At 70.9% G+C, this 23,882-nt stretch carries 21 protein-coding genes and 1 pseudogene; 10 read left to right on the top strand and 12 right to left on the bottom strand.

Annotated elements, in window-relative coordinates; all coding sequences use genetic code 11:
- A complete protein-coding gene (locus tag DFR74_RS00805) occupies positions 1-1,149 on the bottom strand; it encodes an acyl-CoA dehydrogenase family protein (RefSeq protein ID WP_067509520.1) in 1,149 nt (382 codons plus the stop codon).
- A gap of 284 nt (positions 1,150-1,433) precedes the next feature.
- On the opposite strand from DFR74_RS00805, the gene DFR74_RS00800 reads away from it, so the two are divergent.
- From DFR74_RS00800 to DFR74_RS00770, 7 genes are read left to right on the top strand one after another with little or no spacing between them, the layout of a single operon-like run.
- Positions 1,434-2,408, top strand: coding sequence for an LLM class flavin-dependent oxidoreductase (locus DFR74_RS00800; RefSeq protein ID WP_067509518.1), 975 nt, complete (start codon positions 1,434-1,436; stop codon positions 2,406-2,408).
- A gap of 29 nt (positions 2,409-2,437) precedes the next feature.
- The gene (locus DFR74_RS00795; RefSeq protein WP_067509516.1) at positions 2,438-2,968 is read left to right on the top strand and encodes a cupin domain-containing protein; all 531 of its coding nucleotides are present in this window, start codon (positions 2,438-2,440) and stop codon (positions 2,966-2,968) included.
- Positions 2,968-3,396, top strand: coding sequence for a Zn-ribbon domain-containing OB-fold protein (locus DFR74_RS00790; RefSeq protein WP_067509514.1), 429 nt, complete (start codon positions 2,968-2,970; stop codon positions 3,394-3,396). Before DFR74_RS00795 ends, DFR74_RS00790 begins: the two co-directional genes overlap by 1 nt.
- A gap of 4 nt (positions 3,397-3,400) precedes the next feature.
- Positions 3,401-4,564 (top strand): thiolase family protein, encoded by a 1,164-nt coding sequence (locus DFR74_RS00785; RefSeq protein ID WP_067509512.1) that lies wholly within the window; start codon positions 3,401-3,403, stop codon positions 4,562-4,564.
- Complete coding sequence (locus DFR74_RS00780; protein ID WP_267898887.1) at positions 4,543-6,147, top strand: long-chain-fatty-acid--CoA ligase; 1,605 nt, start codon at positions 4,543-4,545, stop codon at positions 6,145-6,147. The genes DFR74_RS00785 and DFR74_RS00780 overlap by 22 nt, the downstream gene beginning before the upstream one ends.
- Positions 6,144-7,352, top strand: a complete 1,209-nt coding sequence (locus tag DFR74_RS00775) for a TetR/AcrR family transcriptional regulator (protein WP_067509509.1) — start codon at positions 6,144-6,146, stop codon at positions 7,350-7,352. Before DFR74_RS00780 ends, DFR74_RS00775 begins: the two co-directional genes overlap by 4 nt.
- A 23-nt stretch (positions 7,353-7,375) precedes the next feature.
- Positions 7,376-7,939 carry a hypothetical protein gene (locus DFR74_RS00770; RefSeq protein WP_113974902.1) on the top strand — a complete coding sequence of 188 codons (564 nt, stop codon included), beginning with the start codon at positions 7,376-7,378 and terminating at the stop codon, positions 7,937-7,939.
- On the opposite strand, the gene DFR74_RS00765 is transcribed toward DFR74_RS00770, so the two are convergent.
- The 7 genes from DFR74_RS00765 to tkt all read right to left on the bottom strand — a co-directional run bounded on the left by DFR74_RS00765 (position 7,936) and on the right by tkt (position 17,424).
- The gene (locus DFR74_RS00765; protein WP_067509505.1) at positions 7,936-8,412 is read right to left on the bottom strand and encodes an SRPBCC family protein; all 477 of its coding nucleotides are present in this window, start codon (positions 8,410-8,412) and stop codon (positions 7,936-7,938) included. The genes DFR74_RS00770 and DFR74_RS00765 overlap by 4 nt on opposite strands.
- 150 nt (positions 8,413-8,562) lie before the next feature.
- Complete coding sequence (locus tag DFR74_RS00760) at positions 8,563-10,842, bottom strand: thiamine pyrophosphate-dependent enzyme (protein WP_067509502.1); 2,280 nt, start codon at positions 10,840-10,842, stop codon at positions 8,563-8,565.
- A 43-nt stretch (positions 10,843-10,885) separates the two neighbouring features.
- The gene (gene pgl / locus DFR74_RS00755) at positions 10,886-11,674 is read right to left on the bottom strand and encodes a 6-phosphogluconolactonase (protein WP_084537686.1); all 789 of its coding nucleotides are present in this window, start codon (positions 11,672-11,674) and stop codon (positions 10,886-10,888) included.
- Complete coding sequence (opcA, locus tag DFR74_RS00750) at positions 11,667-12,575, bottom strand: glucose-6-phosphate dehydrogenase assembly protein OpcA (RefSeq protein ID WP_195124544.1); 909 nt, start codon at positions 12,573-12,575, stop codon at positions 11,667-11,669. The genes pgl and opcA overlap by 8 nt, the downstream gene beginning before the upstream one ends.
- Positions 12,572-14,140, bottom strand: coding sequence for a glucose-6-phosphate dehydrogenase (zwf, locus tag DFR74_RS00745; RefSeq protein WP_067509498.1), 1,569 nt, complete (start codon positions 14,138-14,140; stop codon positions 12,572-12,574). Before zwf ends, opcA begins: the two co-directional genes overlap by 4 nt.
- Positions 14,141-14,144: 4 nt before the next feature.
- The gene (gene tal / locus DFR74_RS00740; RefSeq protein ID WP_067509496.1) at positions 14,145-15,278 is read right to left on the bottom strand and encodes a transaldolase; all 1,134 of its coding nucleotides are present in this window, start codon (positions 15,276-15,278) and stop codon (positions 14,145-14,147) included.
- Between the two features lie 4 nt (positions 15,279-15,282).
- Complete coding sequence (tkt, locus tag DFR74_RS00735; protein WP_067509494.1) at positions 15,283-17,424, bottom strand: transketolase; 2,142 nt, start codon at positions 17,422-17,424, stop codon at positions 15,283-15,285.
- A 380-nt stretch (positions 17,425-17,804) separates the two neighbouring features.
- Here tkt and DFR74_RS00730 point away from each other — a divergent pair, with 380 nt between their 5' ends.
- Positions 17,805-18,794 carry a heme o synthase gene (locus DFR74_RS00730; protein WP_067509492.1) on the top strand — a complete coding sequence of 330 codons (990 nt, stop codon included), beginning with the start codon at positions 17,805-17,807 and terminating at the stop codon, positions 18,792-18,794.
- Between the two features lie 73 nt (positions 18,795-18,867).
- Here the strand turns inward: DFR74_RS00730 and DFR74_RS00725 are convergent, their stop codons facing one another.
- A complete protein-coding gene (locus DFR74_RS00725) occupies positions 18,868-19,833 on the bottom strand; it encodes a quinone oxidoreductase family protein (protein ID WP_067509490.1) in 966 nt (321 codons plus the stop codon).
- 63 nt (positions 19,834-19,896) lie between these two features.
- On the opposite strand from DFR74_RS00725, the gene DFR74_RS00720 reads away from it, so the two are divergent.
- A complete protein-coding gene (locus DFR74_RS00720; RefSeq protein WP_067509488.1) occupies positions 19,897-20,253 on the top strand; it encodes a hypothetical protein in 357 nt (118 codons plus the stop codon).
- Between the two features lie 3 nt (positions 20,254-20,256).
- Here DFR74_RS00720 and DFR74_RS00715 read toward each other — a convergent pair whose 3' ends face one another.
- Positions 20,257-21,138: a universal stress protein gene (locus DFR74_RS00715; protein ID WP_067509486.1), complete on the bottom strand. Its 882-nt coding sequence runs from the start codon at positions 21,136-21,138 to the stop codon at positions 20,257-20,259.
- 144 nt (positions 21,139-21,282) lie between these two features.
- Here DFR74_RS00715 and DFR74_RS00710 point away from each other — a divergent pair, with 144 nt between their 5' ends.
- Positions 21,283-22,032 (top strand): hypothetical protein, encoded by a 750-nt coding sequence (locus tag DFR74_RS00710; protein ID WP_147265716.1) that lies wholly within the window; start codon positions 21,283-21,285, stop codon positions 22,030-22,032.
- A gap of 13 nt (positions 22,033-22,045) precedes the next feature.
- On the opposite strand, the pseudogene DFR74_RS00705 reads toward DFR74_RS00710, so the two are convergent.
- Together DFR74_RS00705 and DFR74_RS00700 are read right to left on the bottom strand one after the other, a co-directional pair.
- Positions 22,046-22,845, bottom strand: a pseudogene (locus DFR74_RS00705) (SDR family NAD(P)-dependent oxidoreductase).
- Between the two features lie 56 nt (positions 22,846-22,901).
- The gene (locus DFR74_RS00700; protein WP_067509482.1) at positions 22,902-23,882 is read right to left on the bottom strand and encodes a COX15/CtaA family protein; all 981 of its coding nucleotides are present in this window, start codon (positions 23,880-23,882) and stop codon (positions 22,902-22,904) included.

The following is a 23,882-nucleotide window of genomic DNA, read 5'->3' as shown; positions in this document are numbered from 1 at the left end:
CTACAGCGACCGCGCGATCAGTTCCTTCATCACCTCGTTGGCGCCGCCGTAGATCCGCTGGGCGCGGGCGTCGGCGTACATCCGCGCGATCGGATACTCGAGCGTGAACCCGTAGCCGCCGAACAGTTGCAGGCAGCGGTCCAGGACCTCACCCTGCACTTCGGTGGCGTGCGCCTTCGCCATCGACGCCGAGGCGGTGTCGAGCTCGCCGCGCAACCAGTCCATGACGCAGGCGTCGACGAAGGCACGGGTGGTGCGGGTGAGCGTCGCGCAGCGCGCCAGCTCGAAGCGGGTGTTCTGCATCGCGAACAGCGGCGCGCCGAAGATGTGGCGTTCCTTGGTGTAGCGGACGGTGAGGGTGAGCGCCTCCTCGGCCACCGCGAGCGCGCTGTCGGCGAGCAGCAGCCGTTCCCTGGCGAGCTGGGTCATGACGTAGCCGAAGCCGCGATCGGGTTCGCCGAGCAGATTCGCGGCGGGCACCCGCATCGCGTCGAAGAACAGCTCCGCCGTGTCCTGGGCGTGCAAGCCGATCTTGTCGAGGCGGCGGCCGACCCGGAATCCCGCGGTGCTCCCGGTCTCGACCAGCAGCAGCGAGATGCCCTTCGCGCCCGCGCCCTGCCGGGTCTTGGCCAGCACGATCACCAGGTCGGCCTGGGTTCCGTTGCTGATGAACGTCTTCGCGCCGTCCACGAGGAAGTGGTCGCCGTCGCGGACCGCGCGGGTGCGCAGCCGCTGGAGATCCGAGCCGCCGTCCGGTTCGGTCATCGCGATCGCGCCGATCGCGGTGCCGGCCGCCATACCCGGCAACCAGCGTCGTTTCTGTTCCTCGTTGCCGTAGGCCAGCAGGTAGTGCGCCACGACGCCGCTGTGCACCGCGTTGCCGATGCCGAATCCCGTTTCGGTCAGTTGCAGGGGCGCGCGGAACACCGCCAGGTCGTGGGCGAGGGTGCCGCCGCCACCGCCGTACTCCTCCGGAATCGACGCGCACAGCAGCCCGGCCGCGCCCGCGCGCTGCCAGAATTCGCGGTCGACGTGGCCCTGGTCGAGCCAGCGCTGCCGATGCGGCAGCGCCTCGCGGGTGATGAAACGCCGGGCCATCTCCGCGAGCGCGGCGACTTCGTCGTCCACCCAGGGCGAACGGTGCTGCATGGTGAACCTCCAGCCTGTCGGGTGTGGTCGACGCTCTCCGAAGCGCGGTTGTAGTCATTCTAGTCATCATTGACTTTCACCCCTGGGACGCTAGTTGTCCAGCCCCGCTTTCCAGCTCATGCGCCAGTAAGTGCGGTGATCCCTGCGGATTCGGCTCTTCAAGTCGACCTAGCAACCATTGCCCACCGCGGGGAGTCGGTGCTACGGTATGACCTACGACATATCTAGTCTTCATGGACTTCGCTGCTCGGCGAGTCCGCAGACCGCGCCTTGGGAGATCCCCGATGACACTCACCCTGTCGTGTTCGCTGACCAGTTCGCTGGCCAGCCACGAACACGCGCGGGTGGCCGAACGACTCGGCTACGCGCGCGCCTGGTTCTACGATTCGCCCGCCCTCTACGCCGACGTCTGGGTCCAGCTGTGCCGCGCCGCCGAGCGCACCGAGCGCATCGGACTGGGGCCCGGCGTGCTCGTCCCCTCGCTACGACACCCGATGGTGACCGCCGCGGCGATCGCCGAACTGGTGTCCCTCGCCGGCGCCGATCGCGTCGCGGTCGGCGTCGGGACCGGATTCACCGGCCGGGTCAGCATGGGGCAGCGACCGTCGCGCTGGCGCGATGTCGCCGGCTACATCGAAGCCGTCAAAGCCCTGCTGGCCGGTGAGCAGGTCGAGTGGGAGGGCGCGCCGATGCGGATGCTGCACGAGGCGCCGTTCGCCCCGGCCCGCCCCGTCACTGTGCCGTGGGTGGTGGCCGCCGAGGGGCCGAAAGGGATCGAGGTGGCGCGCAAGCACGCCGACGGTGTGCTCGCCGTGACCAAACCGATCCCCGGCTTCGCGTGGAGCTCCCAGGTCGTGTTCGGCACCGTCCTCGACGACGGCGAGGACCCGGGCTCCGAGCGCGCGATCGCGGCCGCCGGACACGGCGCGAGCGTATTGCTGCACGTGGCCAGCGAATTCGGCATGTTCGACCTGATCCCGGGCGCACGCGAGTGGGCCGAGACCGCGTATCGCGACGTCCCCGAACGCGAACGCCACCTCGCCCTGCACGAGGGGCACCTGCACTCGGTGAACGACCGGGACCGGCCGTTCGTCACCGCCGAGCTGATGGCGGCCACCGGCGTCGCCCTCGACCCGGCCCGCTGGCGGGACCGGCTGGCCGAACTCGCCGAGGCGGGCACCACCGAGATCGTCTACCAGCCGGCCGGGCCGGACATCCCGCGCGAACTCGAAGCGTTCGCCGCCGCCTTCCCGCACTGACCGCACCCTGTCGAAAGAGGTTCACCCCCATGAAGAATCGCCGGATCGTCCTCGGTACCGCCGCGAACGGAGACACCGTCGTGCTCGACGACGGCCCCGTCGAACCGGTGACCGCGACCCTGCTGCCCGGCGTGGAGATCTACCGCGTCTGGGAGACGGACAAGCCCGCGCTGCCGGTCGCCGCCGCGTCCGACGGTGACCGCAAGGCCCCGTTCTATCCCGCCCCGCCCGGGGTTCGGTTCGGATTCCTGTGTATCCCACCGGGAATCGACTACATTCCGCCGCCCGGTGCCGACCTGGCGGCGGCCGCCGCGGAGATGGAGGCGGCGCTGCCCGGCGCGGCCGAGACCTTCTCCACCGAACGGGCGGGCGAGCACACCACCCGGACCGTCGACTACGTCGTCGTGCTCAGCGGGCACGGCACGATGCGCGGCCCCGGCGTGGAAGTCGCCGTCGCCCCGGGGGATTGCCTGGTGCAGAACGGCACACCGCACGGGTGGTTCAACGACGGCGACGAAACCCTCGTGCTCGCCTACGCACTCATCGGCGCGGAGGGCTGATGCCGGACGTTCTCGCTCCCCTCGCCGCGCACCTGTTCACCGGCGAGCCGGACGCGCCGCGCCTGCTCGGCAGCCGTTGCGCGCCTTGCGATGTCACGACCTTCCCCGTTCAGTCGACCTGCCCGCGCTGCGGTCGCGGCGATCTGCTCGAGACGGAGTATCGCGAGACCGGCACGCTGTGGACTTTCACGATCCAGAACTTCCCGCCGAAATCACCGCCGTACGCGGGGGTGGGCGAATTCATCCCCTACGCCGTGGGATACGTCGAGTTCGCGGGTCAGGGGTTGGTCGAAGGCCGGATCGACTGCGCGGACCCGGAGTCGCTGGCGATCGGAATGCCGATGCGGGTGCGGTTGTGCGCGTTCGAGAGTGCGGGCGGCGCGCGGTCGATCCACTGTTTCCGCCCCCTGGCCGAGGACGGGGGGTGACCGCATGGACACCGCGATCGTCGGCATCGGGCTGTATCCGTTCGGCAGGCATCCGGGGGTGTCCGCGGTGGCGATGGGCGCGCTGGCGGCGCGTGCCGCACTGCGCGACGCGGGAGTCGAGTGGCGTGACATAGATTTCGCTTTCGGCGGGTCCTACGGCGCCAACACCGCCGCGGGCGAGGGCACGACGGCCGACTCCCTGGTGCGGTGGATGGGATTGACCGGCCTGCCGTTCGTGAACGTGTCCAACGGATGCGCCACGGCGGGCAGCGCGGTGGCGATGGCCTGCAACGCCGTCGCCGCCGGGCAGGGCGGCCTGGGACTGGTCGTCGGATTCGACAAACACGCGCGCGGCGCCTTCGACGTGAACCCCGCCCTGTTCGGGCTCGAATCCTGGTACGGCGACACGGGTCTCATGCTCACCACCCAGTTCTTCGCCATGAAGATCAACCGCTACCTGCACGACCACGGCATCGATCCGTTCCTGCTCGCCGAGATCGCGGCCAAGAGCTACCGCAACGGTGCGCGGACCCCGACCGCGTGGCGCCGGGAGCCGTTCACCGCCGAACAGATCGCCGCCGCGCCCATGCTGAACCACCCGCTCACCAAGTACATGTTCTGCGCGCCCAGCGAGGGTGCGGCCGCGCTGGTGGTGTGCCCGGCCGAGCACGCCCACCGCTACACCGACACTCCGGTCTACATCCGCGGAATCTCGGTGCGCACCAGGCAGTTCAGCTCGTTCGAGGTCTTCTCGACCTCGCTGCCCGCCGAGCGTGCCCCCGCCCCGACGGTCGCCGCCGCGGCCGCCTGCTTCGACATGGCGGGCATCGGGCCCGACGAAGTGCGGGTGGCTCAGCTCCAGGATTCCGAGGCGGGCGCCGAGCTGATGCATATGGCGGAGAACGGATTCTGCGCCGACGGCGAACAGGAGCGGCTCGTCCGGTCCGGCGCCACCGCCCTCGACGGCCGCCTCGCGATCAACACCGACGGCGGGCTGCTCTGCAACGGCGAACCCATCGGCGCGTCCGGGCTGCGCCAGATCCACGAGATCTGCGTGCAGTTGCGCGGACAGGCCGGGGCGCGGCAGGTGCCCGGCACGCCGCGGGTCGGCTACACCCAGGTCTACGGCGCACCCGGCGTGGCGGCGTGCGTCCTGCTGACCACCTGACCGCGAACCGCCACGAGAACCAGGACAGCGTCATGTATCTCACGCAGGGACTGCACCGGGCACTGGCCGCCCACCCCGACCGCGTCGCCTCCGTCTACGGCGACCGCACCCGCACGTTCGCCGAACAGGCCGAGCGCGTGCGCCGTTTCGCCGGCGGATTGCGCGCGCTCGGCCTGCGCGCCGACGACCGGGTCGGCATGCTCTCCCTCAATTCCGACCGCTACCTCGACTATCTGCTCGCCACCTGCTGGGCCGACGGCGTGCTCAACACCGTCAACATCCGGTGGAGCGTGCCGGAGATCGCCGCGTCGCTGAACGACTGCGACACCAAGATCCTCTGTGTCGGAGACGAATTCGCCGAGACGGCCGCTGCGGTCCGCGCGCGGTGTCCGGGCCTGGCCGAGCTCGTCTGGTGCGGCGACGGACCCGCGCCCGAGGGCATGCTGCCGGTCGAGGAATTGATCGCGGGCGCAGATCCGGTCGAGGACAGCAGGCGTGGCGGAGACAGTCTCGCCGCCCTGTTCTACACCGGGGGCACCACCGGCCGCGCCAAGGGCGTGATGCTCAGCCACGACAACCTGATGACCTCCGCGCTCGGCGCCATGGCCACCTGCGGGTTCGCCACCCCCGGCGGGTCGATGCTGCACGCCGCGCCCATGTTCCACCTCGGTGACCTGGCGGGGTGGGTCGCGCACACGACGCTCGGCAACACCCAGGTGGTGATCCCCAGGTTCGAGCCGGGCGAGGTGCTGCGGGCCGTGGCCGCGCACGGAGTCACCGACCTGCTGCTGGTGGCCACCATGGTGCGCATGGTGTTCGAGCACCCGGACTGCGACGACACCGATCTGAGCAGTCTGCGGCGCCTCGTCTACGGGGCCGCGCCGATCCCGACGACCGTGCTCGAGCGTGTGCTCGCGAAGGTGCCGAGCCTCGAGTGCGTGCAGACCTACGGCATGACCGAACTCTCCCCGGTGGCGACCATGCTCACCCCGGCCGACCACCGGCCCGGATCGGATCGGCTGCGGTCGGTCGGGCGGCCCGCCGTGCACTGCGAGCTGCGCGTGGTCGACCGCGAGGAGCGTCCGGTCGGTGCCGGCGTCGTCGGCGAGGTGGTGGTTCGCGGGGACGGCGTGATGCGGGGCTACTGGAACCTGCCCGACACCACCGCCGAGGCGCTGCGCGGCGGCTGGATGCACACCGGCGACGGCGGCTATCTCGACGCGGACGGCTATCTTTTCCTGGTCGACCGGATCAAGGACATGATCATCACGGGAGGGGAGAACGTGTATTCCATCGAAGTGGAGAACGCGGTGACCGGTCACCCTGACGTGGCCGCGTGCGCGGTGGTCGGCGTGCCCGACGACCGGTACGGCGAACGCGTGCACGCGGTGGTGGTGCCGCGCGCGGGGACGCGGCCCGGCGTCGAGGACATCCGCGCGTTCACCAAGCAGATGATCGCCGGGTACAAGGTGCCGCGATCGGTCAGTTTCGCCGACGAACTGCCGCTGTCGGCGGCTGGAAAGGTGCTCAAACACGTGCTGCGCGAACAACTCTCCGCGGTGACCGCCGCCGGAGATCGATGACCGCGACCGCCGGCGACGCCGCATCAGGGCGCAGGCCGCGCGACCGCAGGCTGTCCGTGGCGAAGGAAGCGGCGGACATGTTCGCGGCGCGGGGGTTCGCCGCGGTGCGGATGGAGGACATCGCCCGGTCGGTCGGGGTGACCGCCCGAGCCCTGTACCGGCACTACCGCAACAAGAACGAGCTGCTGTACGCGGTGGCGCTGGCGTCCCAGGACCCCTACAACGTCGCGCTGGACGAGGCGGCGGCGCAGTCCACACCGCGCGCGCGGTTCCGCTCGGCGATCGCGGCGCTGGTCGAGGTCACCCTCGACGGCCGGTCCCACGCGGTGCTCTGGCAACGGGAGGCCCGGCACCTGCGGCCGGAGGAACGCGCGGTCGTCCGCACCCGGCTCACCGCGATCGCGCGCCGCATCGCCGATCTCATCGCGGACTATCGCGGCGGGCCCGACGGCGCCGGTTCGCCCACGGTCGAACTGCTCGCGTGGGCGGTGCTGTCGGTGGTGGCCAGCACCGGTCACCACACGCGGACATTGCCGCGACCGGAGTCCGACCGGATTCTGCTGGCGGCGGCCGAGGCGATCGCATTGCTGGATCCGCCCGAACCGGCCGGGGCGGCCCCCGCGGTCGTGCCTCTCACCTCCCGGCGCGAGCAGATCCTCGAGCACTCGGCGCGGCTGTTCGCCGAACGCGGGTACCCGGCGGTGTCGGTGGAGGACATCGGCGAGGCGGCCGGCATTCTGGGACCCAGTGTGTACCACTACTTTCCGAGCAAGGAACTGGTGCTCGGCGCCCTGATCAACCGGGTGAACGAGTGGATGACGCTGGGCTTGTTCACCGCCAAGGGTGCCGCCACGCGCCCCGCCGACGCCCTGGCGCGGATGACCGAGTACTACGTGTCCTTCGCCATCCGGTTCCCGGACCTGGCGGGCATCGCCGTGACCGAACGCCTGTACCTGGGCGACCCGGCCGCCGACACCGCCCGCCGCGTGCGCAACGAGCTGGTCGCCGAATGGGCCGCCGTCCTCGCCGAACACCGCCCGGAGCTCTCGCCTTTGGCGGCGACCCTGCTGACCGAGGTCGTGATCGCACTGGTCGACGACCTCGCTCGCACCCCGCACCTGCGCAAGCCGGGCATGGCCACCCAAGTGACAGCACTCGCCGAGGCGGTGTACGCCGTCGCCCTTCCGGCCACCGACGACACCTGATTCCCGGCCGGTACGGTGGCGTGATGCGTGATGGGGGTGAAGAGCGGGCCGGCGGGATGCCGGCGTGGTGGATGGTGTGGGCGCTGACGACGGGGTCCGTCGCGGTGCTCTGCTGCGGGTTGGCGATCTGGCGGCAACTGGTCGACGGTGACGCGACGTACACGCTCCTCGCCGGTGGTGGTCTGGTGCTGGCGGGGCTGTCGTGGTTGTTCTGCACGTTGAGCGGGATGTTTCTGCGCAGGCGCGGCAATCTGCTGAGCCTCGTGGCGCCGGCGGTGGTGCTCGCGTCGTGGTCGCTGCTGTGGTCGGGCGGGCCCGAGCGTCTCGGCTGGTGGCTGTCCGAGGGCGCCATGAACTCGGCGGCCGCCGAATGTGTGCCGACGAACGATCAGTCCCGGTTCGGGGTGTACACCATCACGCGGGTGGACCGGTATTCCGGCGGATGCCTGTTCCACAACAGCAGTTCGCTGATCGGCACCGCCGGGTTCGCGCACTTCGAGCACGAACCGCCCGTGCCGTCCCCCGGCGACAGTGTCGCCTACCGGTTCACCCACTTCGACGGCGACTGGTACCGCTTCCTGCGCTAGCGGTACTCCTCGGTGAGGGGTGGGTAGTCCGACCAGGTGGGGAGGGGTTTGTAGTCGAGGTAGGCGGTGAGGCGGTCGAGGAGGTACTGCCAGCGGGGGCCGACGGCGGGGGCGTCGGCGTGGCAGAGGTGGCGGCGGGTGAGTTCGAGGTTGGTGAGCACGCCGACGCGGCCGAGATGGAGTTCGAGGATGCAGCCGTCGATGTGGATCACCAGTTCGTGCGGGGCCGCGCAGTGGTCCACGCGCACCGCGACCGGGCCGGGGATGGGGCCGTCCAGCAGTTCGATGGTGAAGTTGCCGCCACCGCCGGACACCTTGCCCAGCCAGCGTTCGAGCTGGGCGGGCGCGGTGCACGCCGACCAGACCTCGAGGACGGGCTGGCGGTACGAGCGCAGGTAGTGCAGCAGGACGCGGTCGTCGCCGGCGCCGGGATCGTGCTCGGGTCGCACCTCACCGAGGATGGACATCGTCATGGCCCTACCCTTTCGCCGCGGACTTCGTCGTCTGCTCCAGGGTATTTCCCGTAACCGCGCGCCGAATCCGGAACTCGCGGATCGGTCGCGATCCACGTGTAGTTCGGCTGTGGCGCCGACGATCCCCGCCTCGATTCCGTAACTCGCGGATCAGTGCCGATCCGCGAGTAGTTCCGCTGCGGCGGCGACGATCCCGGCCTCGTCCAGCAGCACGGCGTCGGCGGCGGGGCCGAGCGGGACGAAGCTGTCGGCGCTGGTGACCCGCGCGACGCGGCCGGTGAACCCGCCGTCCAGCAGCGCGGCGCAAACGGACTCGGACACCCCGCCGGAGCGTCGCGTCTCGTCGGCAACCAGCACCCGCCCGGTGGTGCGGGCGTGGGTGAGCAGATCCTCGACGGGCAGCGGCGCGAGCCAGCGCAGGTCGAGAACACGCGCGTGCGCACCGCGTGCGGCGAGCGTGTGCGTCGCGCGCAGGCTCATCGGGACGCCGTTGCCGAAGGTGACGATGGTCAGATCGGCGCCGTCCCCGTGGACGCGGGCGCGACCCACCGGAACATGCTCGGCGGCGGGCGGCGCGAGCCACGCGCCGTCGCCGGGATACAGGTCCTTGGTGTGGTACAGCGCGATCGGCTCGATGAACACGCACACCCGCCCGTCGACCCGCGCGGCGGACACACACGTGCGCAACAGGGCGTCGGCGTCGTCGGCGCGCGACGGCACCGCGAGGATCACGCCCGGGATATCCCGCAGCGCCGCAAGGGAATTGTCGTTGTGGAAGTGCCCGCCGAACCCCTTCTGATACGCCAGCCCGGCGATGCGCACCACCATCGGATTGCGGTAGCGGCCGTGCGAGAAGAACTGCAAAGTCGCCGCCTCGCCGCGCACTTGGTCCGCGGCGTTGTGCAGGTAGGCGAGGTACTGGATCTCCGGGATCGGCACGAAACCCGCCAGCGCCGTACCGAGGGCGGTGCCGAGCACGCTCTGCTCGTCCAGCAGCGTGTCGAATACCCGCCGCGCGCCGAACTGTTTCTGCAACCCCTTGGTGACGCCGTAGACGCCACCCTTGCGCCCGACGTCCTCGCCGAAGACCAGCACATCCGAGTCGCGGGCGAGTAGGTCGGCGAGGGTGCGGTTGACGGCCTGGGCGAGCGTGAGTGGTTCGGAACGGGTTGTGGGCGTGGTGATTGCGAATGTGGAATCGAGCTGCGTGCCGGACCGCTCCGCTACGCTCCCGTTCGTGACGTCGGGCTCGGAGCCGCCGAAGCGCGAATGATCCGCCCCCGAACGCGATGCCGGGAGGACCGCCGAGGTGATGACGTCGGCGCGGACGGCGTCGGGCCGCAGCGGCGCGAGCGGTGCCGTCACCGCGGCCGCCGTGGTGAGTTTCGGCTCGCGCCAGACCAATTCGGCCATCGTCGCCACGCGGTGGGCGATGTCGTCGTAGCGGGCCAGCACCTCGGACGGTTTCGTGATCCCCGAGGTGACCAGCAGGCGCCCGGTCGCCAGCACGGGATCGCGGCGCAGATCGGCGGCGATATCGGCGGCGCGGCGATAGGCGGACTCCACGTCGGACCCCGCGTGCCCGAGCAGACGCACCGTGCGCAGCCGCAGGAATGCGGGTGCGCGGTGTTCGCGCACCCAGTCGGCGGCCCGGCGGGCGGTGGCGAGCGCGTCGAGCGGATCGCATCCGTCGGCGGTGAAGTAGGTCAGGCCGGGCCGCGCGCCGTAGGCGTGCTCGATCCAGTCCGGGGGAGTGGGCACGCTGATGCCGATCCCGTTGTCCTCGCACACGAACAGGATCGGCACCGGAATCCCTTGGTGTGCCGTATGAATCGCGGTGTTGATGGCCCCGGTAGCGGTGGAGTGGTTGGCCGACGCGTCGCCGAACGTGCACAGCACCACCGCGTCGGCAGGCCACTCCGTCGCCCGGCCCAGCCGCGCCGCGCGCTCGATCCCGAACGCCAGCCCCACCGCGCGCGGCAGATGCGAGGCGATGGTCGAGGTCTGCGGGATCACGTGCGCGGCTTTGCTGCCGAACACCTTGTGCCTGCCGCCGGAGATGGGGTCGACCGCCGCGGCCACCACCCCGAGCAGCACGTCCCGGATCGGGTCGAGACCCGGCACCCGCCGCGCCCGGTGCACGAAGAACGCGCCCGAACGATAGTGCAGCAGAGCGGGATCGGTGACCCGCAGCGCCGCCGACACCGCGGCGTTGCCCTCGTGCCCCGACGACCCGATGCTGTAGTACCCGCGCCGCGCGACACCCAGTGCGCGCGCGGCGAAGTCGAGATGCCTACTGGTGGCCTGGGCTTCGAACAGCTCCCACAACTGCGCCGCGTCGAGCTCGGAGTTCGCGGCGGGCGCGGTGGGGAGTTCGGTGATCTCGGCTCGGAAGAGCTCGTCGAGCGTCCGGCCCGCGTCGGCGCTCACGTGCCGGCCCCGGACGCCGCACGGCTGCGCACGCGGCCGGGCCTCAGCTCAGACCCGCCGCGGCGTCCTGATCCAGCAGCCACGTCGTGGACTCGCTGCCGCGCGCCCCGGCGGCCGGAATGTCGACCGGGTCCGCGCCGCCGAGCGCGGCGGCGACCGCCTCCGCCTTGGCCGCGCCGCCCACCACGAGCACCACGTGGCGGGAGCGGCGCACCGCCGGCAGCGTGAGGGTGACCCGCACCGGTGGCGGCTTCGGCGAATCCGTCACCGCGACAACGAGTTCGTGCTCCTCGCGCACCGCGTCGGTGTGCGGGAACAGCGAATTCACGTGTCCCTCACCGCCCATGCCGAGCAGATGCAGATCGAACGCCCCGTGCTCGGCCAGATACGCGTGCACGGCGGTGGAGTACTCGGCGGCCGCCTCGACCGGATCGGGGTACTCGCCGTCGGACGTGGCGACCGGGTGGACGCGCGCGTGATCGACCGGCACGTGATCCAGCAGCGCCTGCCTGGCCTGCAATTCGTTGCGCTCCGCGTCGCCCGCCGGGACGAAACGCTCGTCGCCCCAGAAGAGATCGAGCTTCGCCCAGTCGATGTCGCCGGGCGCCTGGCGCACCTTCTCCAGCAGCGCGACACCGGACCCGCCGCCGGTGAGCACCACCGACGCCGATCCGCGCGCGGCCTGCGCGGCGACCACCACCTGCACGAAACGCGCCGCCGCCGCGGCGATCAACTCGGCGTTGCCCGGATGCACTTCGACGGTGTTCGCGGGGAAACCGCTGTCGATGCGCCGATCCTGATCGGCGTACTGCTGAGCGGGGGTCTCACTCATAGGTCACCTTCTCGATTCCGGCGAGGGCCTCGACGTAGATGTCGTCGGCGTCGAGCCTGCGCAGTTCCTCGGCCAGGCAGTCGCGGGTCTCCCTGCGCGCCAACGCGATCCGCTGATCGGGATCGCCGGTCCTGGTGAGCGTGGCGGTGCGCCCGGTCTGCGGCCGCTCGATGGCGATGGACACCGTGGGCCGGTGCACCTCCACCCGCAGCGGTCCCGTGCGCCGGTGCACCGGGCAGTTCAGCCGCGCCGCCAACCAGCCCGCCAGGATGTCCAGCGCCGGCTCCTCGCGCAGGCCCGACACCGTGACCGAGTCGACCGGCTCGAACGGCGGCTCGTCGAGCGAGGCCGCCAGCAGCGCCCGCCAGTACGTGATCCGGCTCCACGCCAGATCGGTATCGCCGGGAGCGTAGGAGTTCAGGCGGTTCTTGATGGTGGCCTGCGGATCGCGGGCGAAGGTGGCGTCGGTGATGCGCCGGGTGGCCAGCTTGCCCACCGAATCCCGGGACGGGAACTCCGGCGCGCCCCGCGGCCACCACGCCACCACGGGCGTGTCGGGCAGCAGGAACGGGATCACCACGCTGCTCTCGTGATTCACCAGCTGTCCCTGCAACCGCAGCACGATCACCTCGGCCGCGCCCGCGTCGCCGCCGACGCGGATCTGCGCGTCCAATTTGGTCTCGGCGTCCCGGTCGCCGCGCGCGAGAACCACCACGCGGCAAGGGTGTTCGCGACTGGCGTCGTTGGCCGCATCGATGGCGTCCTCGGCCTCGGAGCTGTCCAGCGTGCACACCACCAGGGTGAGCACCCGGCCCATGGTGATGACGCCGTTGGTCTCGCGCAGCTGGATGAGGCGCTTGGTCACCGCGCCGGTCGTGGTGTCGGGCAGGTCGATGATCACGGTCGCCGCCATTCCCGGCCGGTGCGGGCCAGCATCTCGTCGGCCGAGTCCGGGCCCCAGGTGCCCGCCTCGTACGGTTCGGGCCTGCCGTCGGCCGCCCAGTGCTCGAGCACGGGATCCAGGATGCGCCAGGACAATTCGACCTCGGCGTTCACCGGGAACAGCGAGGGCACGCCCAGCAGCACGTCCAGGATCAGGCGCTCGTAGGCCTCGGGGGAGGATTCGGTGAACGCCTCGCCGTAGCTGAAGTCCATGTTGACGTCGCGGACCTCCATGCCCGATCCGGGCACCTTGGAGCCGAACCGCATGGTGATGCCCTCGTCGGGCTGCACCCGGATCACCAGCGCGTTCTGGCCGAGTTCCTCGGTCATGGTCTGGTCGAAGGGCAGGTGCGGCGCGCGCTTGAACACCACCGCGATCTCGGTCACCCGGCGCCCCAGGCGTTTTCCGGTGCGCAGGTAGAACGGCACCCCGGCCCAGCGGCGGGTGTCGACCTCGAGGGTGATGGCCGCGTAGGTCTCGGTGCGCGAGTTCGGGTCGAAACCCTCTTCGTCGAGCAGGCCCACCACGTGCTCGCCGCCCTGCCAGCCCTCGGCGTACTGGCCGCGCGCGGTGGTCTCGTCCAGCGGCTCCACCAGTTTGGTGGCGGAGAGCACCTTGATCTTCTCGGTCTGCAATTGCTTGGGCTCGAAGCTGATCGGCTCCTCCATGGCGGTGAGCGCGAGCAGCTGCAACAGGTGGTTCTGGATGACGTCGCGCGCCGCGCCGATGCCGTCGTAGTAGCCGGCGCGCCCGCCCAGGCCGATGTCCTCGGCCATGGTGATCTGCACGTGGTCGACGTAGTTGGCGTTCCAGATCGGGTCGAACAGCTGGTTGGCGAACCGCAGCGCCAGCACGTTCTGCACCGTCTCCTTGCCGAGATAGTGGTCGATGCGGAACACCGTCTCCTCCGGGAACACCCGGTTGACCAGCGCGTTCAGCTCCACCGCGCTGTCCAGGTCGTGCCCGAACGGCTTCTCGATCACCACCCGCCGCCACGGTTTGCGGCCCGCCGCGTCGGTGGTGGAGGGCTCGGCGAGCTTGTGCTCGGAGAGCTGGTCCAGCACCACCGGGAACATGTCCGGCGGAATCGACAGGTAGAAGGCGTGATTGCCGCCCGTGCCGCGTTCGGCGTCGAGCCGGGCCAAGGTGTCGGCGAGGGTCGCGAAGGCCGCGTCGTCGTCGAAGGTGCCCTGCACGAACCGGATCCCCTCCGCCAGGTGGTCCCAGACCTCCTGGCGGAAGGGCGTGCGGGCGTGGGACTTCACCGCGTCGAGCACGACTTGCGCGAAGTCCTCGTCGGCGTAGTCACGCCGGGCGAAGCCGACCAGGGCGAAACCGGGGGGCAGCAGCCCCCGGTTCGCCAGGTCGTAGATGGCGGGCATCAGTTTCTTGCGGGACAGGTCGCCGGTGACGCCGAAGATCACCAGGCTGCACGGGCCCGCGATCCGCGGTACCCGCTTGTCCCGCTCGTCGCGCAGTGGGTTCTGCCATCCGGTCGACGGGCGAGTGGCTGTGCCTGCCATGGGGTCAGTTGCCCCCGGACGCGGCGCCGAGTTCGGCGGTGGTGGCCGTCAGCAGTTCCTCCCAGGACTTCTCGAACTTCTCCACGCCTTCGCGCTCGAGCAGCGCGAACACATCGTCCAGGTCGATGCCGACCTCGGCCAGCGCGTCGAACACCTGCCGCGCCTCGTCGGCGGTGCCGCTGATGGTGTCGCCGCGGATCTCGCCGTGGTCGGCGACGGCCTCGAGCGTCTTCTCCGGCAGCGTGTTGACTGTGTTCGGGGCGACCAGCTCGGTGACGTAGAGGGTGTCGGAGTAGTCCGGGTTCTTCACGCCCGTCGACGCCCACAGCGGGCGCTGCCGGTTGCCGCCCATCGCGGCCAGATGCTGATAGGTCGAGGTGTGCGCGCCGCCGTCGAAGACGTCCTGGTACTCGGCGTAGGCCAGGCGCGCGTTGGCCACGCCCGCCTTACCGCGCAGCGCGAGCGCCGCCTCGGTGCCGATGGCCTCGAGCCGCTTGTCGATCTCGGTGTCCACGCGGGACACGAAGAACGAGGCGACGGAATGGATCTTGGCCAGGTCGTGGCCGCCCGCCTTGGCCCTGCGCAGGCCGTCCAGGTAGGCGCCCATGACCGAGCGGTAGCGGGCCACCGAGAAGATCAGCGTGACGTTCACGCTGATGCCCTCCCCGATCACCGAGGTGATGGCGGGCAGGCCCGCCTCGGTGGCCGGGATCTTGATGAACAGGTTGGGCCGGTCCACCGTCTTCCACAGGTCGATGGCCTGCGCGACGGTCTTGTCCGCGTCGAACGCGAAGCGGGGGTCGACCTCGATGGAGACCCGGCCGTCCACGCCGCGGCTGGCCTCGTACACCCCGGCCAGCACGTCGCAGGCGGAGCGCACGTCGTCGGTGGTGATGGTGCGGATCGCCGCGTCGGCGTCGGCCCCTTGTGCCGCAAGGTCTTTCACCTGCGCGTCGTAGGCGTGACCCTGGCTGAGCGCACCCTGGAAGATGGTGGGGTTGGTGGTGACGCCGACGACGCTGCGCGTGGCGATCAGCTCGGCCAGGTTGCCCGAGTTGATCCGGTCGCGCGACAGATCGTCCAGCCACACCGATACACCGGCGGCGGACAGGGCCGCGAGGTTCTCGTTCTGTGCCATGCGCTTATCCCTTCACGTTGTCCAGCGAGCGCCGCGCCGCCGCGACGACCGCCTCTTCGGTGAAGCCGAACTCGCGGAACAGGGTCTTGTGATCGGCCGAGGCGCCGAAGTGCTCGATGGAGACGGTCTCGCCCGCGTCGCCGGTGAACCGGTGCCACGGCATGGCGATACCGGCCTCGACCGAGACGCGCGCCCGGACCGCCGGTGGGAGCACCTGGTCCCGGTAAGCCTTGTCCTGCGCGTCGAACCACTCCACACACGGCATCGAGACCACGCGGGTGCCGATGCCCTGCGCTTCCAGCGTAGTGCGCGCGGCCACCGCGAGGTGGAGCTCGGAGCCGGTGGCGATGAGGATCACCTGCGGGGTGGCGGTGGACGATTCGGCCAGGATGTAGCCGCCCTTGGCCACGCCCTCGTAGCTGGTGCCCTCCAGGATCGGCAGGTCCTGACGGGTCAGCGCCAGCGCCGACGGGCCGTCCTGGTGCGGCGGCTCCGACACCGAGAAGTGCGAGGTGTGCTCGCTGGAGTCGCGCTCCAGGATGGTGCGCCAGGCGTAGGTGGTCTCGTTGGCGTCGCCGGGGCGCACCACGTTCAGGCCCGGGATGGCGCGCAGCGCGGCCAGGTGCTCGATCGGCTGGTGGGTGGGGCCGTCCTCGCCCAGGCCGATGGAGTCGTGGGTCCACACGTAGATCGCGGGCACCCGCATGAGCGCGGCCAGGCGCACGGCCGGGCGCATGTAGTCGCTGAACACCAGGAAGGTGCCGCCGTACGGGCGGGTCGGCCCGTGCAGCGCGATGCCGTTGAGGATCGCGCCCATCGCGTGCTCGCGCACACCGAAGTGCAGGGTGCGCCCGTACGGGTTCGCCTTCCACATGCCGGTCGAGATCGACTCGGGGCCGAAGCTGGGCTGGCCCGGCATGGTGGTGTTATTGGATTCGGCGAGGTCGGCCGAACCGCCCCACAGCTCGGGCAGCACGTCGGCCAGCGCGGCGAGCACCTTGCCCGACGCCTTGCGGGTGGCCATGCCCTTGGGGTCGGGCGCGTGGATCGGCAGCTGCTCGGTCCAGCCCTCGGGCAGATCGCGGTTGGCCAGCCGGTCGAACAGCGCCTTGCGCTCCGGGTTGGCGGCGGCCCAGGAGTCGAACTCCTTCTGCCACGCGGCCTTCGCGGCCTGGCCGCGCTCGACGGCCTTGCGGGTGTGGGCGATGACCTCTTCGTCCACCTGGAAGGTCTTCTCGGGGTCGAAGCCCAGGATCTTCTTGGTCGCGGCCACCTCGTCGGCGCCCAGGGCGGCGCCGTGCGAGGCGCCGGTGTTCATCTTGTTCGGCGCCGGGTAGCCGATCACGGTGCGCAGCACGATGATCGAGGGCTTGGCGGTCTCCGCCTTGGCCGCGGCGATCGCGTTCTCGATGGCGACCACGTCCTCGCCGCCGAGCACGGTCTGCACGTGCCAGCCGTAGGCCTCGTAGCGCTGGGCCACGTCCTCGGTGAAGGCGATGGTGGTGTCGTCCTCGATGGAGATCTTGTTGTCGTCGTAGATCACCACGAGGTTGCCCAGCTGCTGGGTGCCCGCGAGCGAGGACGCCTCGGAGGTGACGCCCTCCTCCAGGTCACCGTCGGAGGCGACGACGTAGACGAAGTGGTCGAACGGCGAGGTGCCCGGCGCGGCGTCGGGGTCGAACAGGCCGCGCTCGCGGCGGGCCGCCATCGCCATGCCGACCGCGGAGGCCAGGCCCTGGCCCAGCGGGCCGGTGGTGATCTCGACGCCGTCGGTGTGGCGGAACTCCGGGTGGCCGGGGGTGCGCGAACCCCACTTGCGCAGGTTGACCAGATCGTCGAGCTCCAGGCCGAAACCGGCCAGGTACAGCTGGATGTACTGGGTGAGGCTGGAATGCCCGCACGAGAGCACGAAGCGGTCGCGGCCGACCCAGCTCGGGTCGCTCGGGTCGTGGCGCAGCACCCGCTGGTAGAGGGTGTAGGCCAGCGGGGCCAGGCTCATGGCGGTGCCGGGGTGACCGTTCCCGGCGTTCTGCACCGCGTCGGCGGCGAGGACACGGACGGTGTCGACGGCCTTGGTGTCCAGATCCGTCCAGTCGTCCGGGTGGTTCGGCTGAGTGAGGGCGCGGATGTCGTCTGTCACTGACACGACCGAGGTTCTCCTGACATTGGTCTCGTCGACGGCGGGTGGGTGGGCGGCGTGAACGCGCGGCGGCCGCGGGGCCGACCGGGTGTACCCAACCACCCTAGATGTGCCCCCTGAGCGGCATGTCGGGAACCCGTCGTACCGGCGCGTAGTGTCGCGTTTCGCAACCCGGCGCGGACCGCGCGGTGAACCGATCGTGACCTCCTGCCGACCGGGCGGTGGGCCCGTCGGGGCCGGGGTGAGCGTCGGAGCGCTGCCGGCGAGGGTCTACCATCCTCTGTAGTAGTAGCCGCGCCGCACAGGCTGTGTATCCGTGACAGCGGGAAACGAGCGCGCTGCTCGTTCCATTGCCGGATGCGGAGCACAGCGTGCGAGGAGAGACAGTGCGGATTGGGCAACAGCCGGGTGGCAATGGCGCGCACGGCTCCTCCGCGACGGTGCTCGCCGACCGGTTCACCGGTGCCGGCCTGCCGTCCAGACTGATGCGGCGGGTGCTCGCCTACATCGCGCTGACCAAGCCGCGCGTCATCGAACTGCTGCTGGTGGCGACCATCCCGACGATGCTGCTGGCCGACCGCGGCCACATCGACATCGGCCTCATCCTGGCCACGCTGTTCGGCGGCTGGATGGGCGCGGCCAGCGCCAACACCCTCAACTGCGTCGCCGACGCCGATATCGACAAGGTGATGAAGCGCACCGCCAAGCGGCCGCTGGCGCGCGAGGCGGTGCCCACGCGCAACGCGTTCGTGTTCGGCGTCGTGCTCGGCATCGCGTCGTTCGCGTGGCTGTGGTGGCAGGCGAACCTGCTCAGCGGCGCGCTGGTGGTCGCGACCATCCTGTTCTACGTCTTCGTCTACACGCTCGGCCTCAAGCGGCGCACCTCGCAGAACGTGGTGTGGGGCGGCGCGGCCGGTTGCATGCCCGCGCTGGTCGGCTGGTCGGCGGTGACGGGCACCATCGGCTGGCCCGCGCTGGCGCTGTTCGGCGTCATCTTCTTCTGGACGCCGCCGCACACCTGGGCGCTGGCCATGCGCTACAAGGAGGACTACCGCGCGGCGGGCGTGCCCATGCTGCCGGTGGTCGCCACCGAGGAGACGGTCACCAAGCAGATCGTCGTCTACACCTGGCTCACCGTGCTCACCACGCTGGCCCTGGTGCCCGCGACCGGCGTGATCTACGCCGCGGTGGCGCTGGTGGCCGGCGCCTGGTTCCTGCTCATGGCCCACCAGCTCTACTCCGGTGTGCGCCGGGGCGAGTCGGTGAAGCCGCTGCGGCTGTTCCTCCAGTCGAACAACTACCTGGCGGTGGTGTTCTGCGGCCTGGCCGTGGATTCGGTGCTGGGCTGGGACACGATCGGCAGCTTCTTCGGCTGACCTTCCCGCCGAAACCCCCCGAACACGAAGGCCGACGCACTCGCGGTGCGTCGGCCCTTCGGCGCGGGATCGTTCAGGGGATCAGGACGATCGAGCCGGTGGTCTTGCGGGCCTCCAGGTCGCGGTGCGCCTGTTCGGCCTCGGCGAGGGGATAGGTGGCGCCGATGCGAAGGGTGAGGGTGCCGTCGGCGAGGGCGGCGAGGATGTCGCCCGCGCGCCAGAGCAGTTCCTCGCGGTCACGGGTGTAGTGGGCCAATGTGGGGCGGGTCAGGAACAGCGAGCCGCCGGCGTTGAGGCGCTGCGGGTCGACCGGGGGGACCGGGCCGCTGGCCGCGCCGAACAGGGCGAGCGTGCCCCGGATGCGCAGCGCGGCGAGGCTGGCGTCGAACGTCGCCTTGCCGACGCCGTCGTAGACCGCCGCGACGCCCACGCCGTCGGTGAGCTCGCGCACCTGGTCGGCGAGATCGTCGGTGTAGCGCAGCACTTCGGCGGCCCCGGCCTCGCGCGAGAGCGCCGCCTTCTCGTCGGAGGACACCGTCGTGATCACCCGCACGCCGCGCGCGGTCGCGAGCTGCGTGAGGATCAGGCCCACGCCACCCGCGCCCGCGTGCACCAGCACCGTCTCGCCCGGCTCGGGCTTGTAGATCGACTCGATCAGGTAGTGCGCGGTCATCCCTTGCAGCAGCGCCGAGGCGGCGACCGGCGGGTCCACGCCGTCGGGCACCGGGATCGCGACCGCGGCGGGCACCGCGACCCGGTCGGCATAGCTGCCCGGCGCGGCGGCCCAGGCCACCCGGTCGCCCACGGCGAACCCGGTGACGTCAGAGCCGACCGCCGCGACCACACCGCTGCCCTCCGCACCGGGCACGTACGGCACCGGATGCGGATAGGTGCCCGTGCGGATGTAGGTGTCGATGAAGTTCACACCGACCGCCTGGGTGTCCACCAGCAGCTGATCCGGGCCGATCTGCGGCTCCGGCACCTCGGTGTATCGCAGGACCTCGGGACCGCCGTGTTCGGCAACCTGTATGGCGCGCATGACATCCAGTTCTACACCCGCCGGGGGTGGACTCGGACCTACCGGCCGGTAAACTCCGGGAGCATGAGCGTTGATACCGCCGCCGCCCCGGCCCCCGAGAAACTGTCCGGCGCCCTGGTGGACTCGGTGAAGGGATTCGTCGCCGAGCACGGCGGTTCCGCCACCGCCGTGCTCCAGCAGATCGGCCGCATCGGCGTGCGGGTCACCCTCGTCGGCGCCGACGGCGTCCTCGGTGACCGCGTCGTCGCCGATATGCCCACCGCGAAGCACCTGGTGGAGACCATCGAGGGCCTCGCCGAGGCCGACGAGTGGGACCGCGAACTCACCTCGATCGTCACCCCGGAGCGTGGCCACTGGGCGAAGATGGCGGGCTGGGTGGCCCGCCAGAAGCGATTCCCCAAGGCGCGCAACGAGAAGTGACGTTCACGCCCTGGTGACCAGCACCGGGCACGGCGCGTGGTGCAGCAGGTTCTGACTGGTCGAGCCGAGCAGCAAGCCGGTGACGCGGTTGTGCCCGTGGCTGCCCGTCACCACGGCCTGGGCCTCGCCGGCCTGCTGGAGCAGCGCCTTGGTGGGCGAGTCGCGCACCACCAGCCTGGTCACCTCCACGTCGGGGAACTTGTCGCACCAGCCCGCGAGCCGCTCCCCGAGCAGGGTGTGCTCCTGTTCGGCGAGGGCGTCCCAGCTCTCCGGCCGCGGCGACCACTGCGACAGATCCTGGTAGGCCCACGCGTGCACGGCGAGCACACCGGCCCCGAGCAGCGCGGCCAGTTCGAACGCCTCACCGATGGCGGCGTTGCTGTCGGGGCTGCCGTCCACACCGACCAGCACCGGCCTGGTGTCCGGCAGCGGTGTGCCGAAATCGCCGCGCCACACCGCGACCGGGCACGCGGACTGGTTCGCCACACGCAGCGCGGTGGAGCCGAGCAGCAGCGTGGTGAGCCGGGAATCGGTGTTCGCGGCGACCACCACCAGCCGGGCGCCCTCGCCCGCGGCCACGAGTTCGTCGGCGGGCACGCCCTCCGGGTTGGCCTGGGTGATCTCGAGGTCGGGCTGGTCGGCGCGCACGGCGGTGACCGCGGCATCGGCATGTTTCTTCGCGAGCATGCGCAGGGTGGGCAGCAGGTCGGCGTCGGCGACCTGGGCCGCCGTGAGGCTGTAGTCGAAGGTGGGCACCACCGAGACGACCTCCAGCCGCACCGCGCGGCGGGCCGCGATCGCTGCGGCCCAGCGCGCGGCGGCGAGCGCGGCCGCGCTGCCGTCCACCCCGACGACGATCGATTGCTGATTGGCGAGAGTGCTCATCACGATCCCTTCGTTGTCGACACCTCCATCCTGGCAGCTGATCCCGTGGCGATACGTCTGCCGCGCGGCACCGGATATGAGGACCAACGACCCTGGCCGAGCGGTGTTTCCGGGGTGTCGGAGGGCTCGGCTAACGTCATGTCCGTGACCGATACGGACGAAACGGATGTCTACGAGCGCTACGAGGCCCGGATGTGGGACCTGCACAACGACGTCTGGAATGCGTGGGGGCGGATCGATCAGGGAATTTCGGCCCCGCGCTATCAATCGAAGTTCATCCCGGCGGAGCTGTGGGCGCAGATGGGCGTGAACGAACCCGCGCCGCCGACCATCCGGCAACCCAGTCACCGGGTGGTGCGCAACGCGCACGGGACGGTGGTGACCAGCCTGGGTCTGTCGTTCCCCGCAGAGTGGTCGGACGCGGACCCGACCAACGGGGTGGAGGTGGAGGTGTACGCGGCCTCCCGCGATCTGCCGGCCGACGCGAGCTTCGGCGACGTCATGACCTCGTGGCTCGGGCAGCTGGTCGCCGCGATCTCCTCGACGGTGTCGCAGCACGGGTTCCGCTTCGCCGACAACCTCGCCCACTACGGCACCCTGTCGATGGGACTGGGCGGGCTGGACTTCCCGGACTCCGCGCGCGGACGTTACGTGGACGAGAACGGTCACGTCACCGCGCTGCTCGGCCTGGAGGACGACGTTTTCCCGCGCACCGTCGACGGCCCGCTGTCCCGCTTCCGCATGGTGAACGTGAAGTTGCTGACCGTCGCCGAGTCCGGCTATTGCGTCGACGGCGACCGCGGTGTCGAGCAGGCCCGCGCCGAGATCGCCGAACTGCTCGTCGCCCAAGGTGATCCGCTCTGGTCGAGCCTGGATCGACCGTCGGTGGTGTGATCGAGGGGCGCGCTCAGACGTGCCGGGCGCGGCCGCCGTCGACGAGCAGGCGCTGGCCGGTGAGGAAGCCGGAGCGTGGCGAGGCGAAGAAGCTGACGGCGTGGGCCACGTCGGCGGGGGCGCCGAGATGGCCCGCGGGCACCGTGCTCCGGTAGCTCTCGCGGGTGGCTTCGGGCACCCCGTCGTGGCGTTCGACCGGAATGAAGCCGGGGGCAACGGTATTCACGGTGATGCCGAAGGGCGCGAGTTCCCGGGCCCAGGCGCGGGTGAGCCCGATCTGGGCGTTCTTCGCCGCGCCGTAGGCGGAGCGGCCGGGCGGCGGGCGGTCGGCGACCTCGGAATCGTTGTGCACGATGCGCCCGAACCGGCGCTCGCGCATCCCGGGATCACCGCGCGCCCGAGCAGGACCGGGCTCTTGACGAAGAAGTCGAGCCGGGCGAGGTGATCCGCCCACCCGACCTCGGTGAGCGGTGCCTCCGGTTGCGGACCGGTCGCGTTGAGCACCAGCACGTCCAACGGTCCCAGGGTGCGGGTGACCGCGGCGATCAGATCGGCGACCTGCCGTTCATCGGTGACATCGGCGGTGATCGCCTCGGCCACAACGCCTTCCGTGTGAACGGACGCGGCGACCGCTTCCGCCCGCTCGTCGTCGCGAAACCCGTTGACCACCACGGCCGCACCGTCGGCGGCGAGCCGCCGCGCGATCGCACTACCCAGACCGCGCGAACTTCCCGTCACCAGGGCAACGGGCCGATTCGGAGTCACGACGAATCCGATCTTGCCACGCGGTGCCGGGAACCCGGGCCGCGTCATCAGCACCGGCGGAGGTGAAACCTGCGCTACCACCCGGTCGCGCGGTGAGGCCCGGATCAGGATGCGGCGCGGGTGGCGGCCGGTTCCGGCGCGACGGCCGGGACCGGCTCGCGGGTGCGCAGCACGGCCCACAGGGCCGCCGTGGCGGCGGTGCAGGCGGCCGCGCCACCCACATGGACGGCGACCAGCGCGGCGGGCACGTCGGTGAAGTACTGCACGACGCCGACCAGCGACTGGGAGACCACGAGCCCGAGGACCAGGAACAGCCGGTGCTTGATCACGCGCGTGATGCCGACCGCGTAGAGGCCGAACGCCAGGCCCACGAGCAGCGCCAGATAGCCGACGAGCAGCTGCGAGTGCAGGTGCACCAGCGTGACGATCTCGACCTCGAGCCGCGCCACCGGCCGGTCGATGCTCTTGTCGCCGGCGTGCGGGCCTGCCGCCGTCACCAGCGTGCCCGCGATCAGCACGCCCGCCAGCGCCACCCCGCTCAGCGCCGTCAGCCAGCGCAGGGGAGCGGGCGCCTGCACGACTTCCACGCCGTCGTCGGGTTCGCCGATCCGCGTGTAGAGCACCGCGGCCAGCCACACCATCACCATCGAGGCGAGCAGGTGGATCGCGACCGTCCACCACAGCAGCCCGGTGAGCACGGTGATGCCGCCGATGATCGCCTGCACCACGGTGCCGGCCGGCATCAGCCACGCGTAGGTCAGCACCTCGCGCCGCCGCCGCGCCCTGGTGACCGCCAGCACGATGAGACCCGCGAACAGCGTCACCACGAAGGTGAGCAGGCGGTTGCCGAACTCGACGGCCTGGTGCAGCACCGCCACCTCGGACACGCCGACGGGGGTGAAGCTGCCGGGGAAACACTGGGGCCAGGTGGGGCAGCCCAGGCCCGACGCCGTCACGCGGACTATGGCGCCGGTGACGGAGATGCCCGCCTGGGTCAGCAGGACCGCGAGCGCGATCAGTCGCTGCGCCCGCAGCGAGGGGAGCGGGAGCTTGTCGACCAGCCGCAGAAAGGCGCGATACAGCAC

It is taken from the genome of Nocardia puris, assembly GCF_003315035.1.
In the GTDB taxonomy this organism is placed as follows: domain Bacteria; phylum Actinomycetota; class Actinomycetes; order Mycobacteriales; family Mycobacteriaceae; genus Nocardia; species Nocardia puris.
The sequence above is the reverse complement of the archived record's forward strand: the minus strand, read 5'-3'. Positions and strand labels throughout refer to the sequence as shown.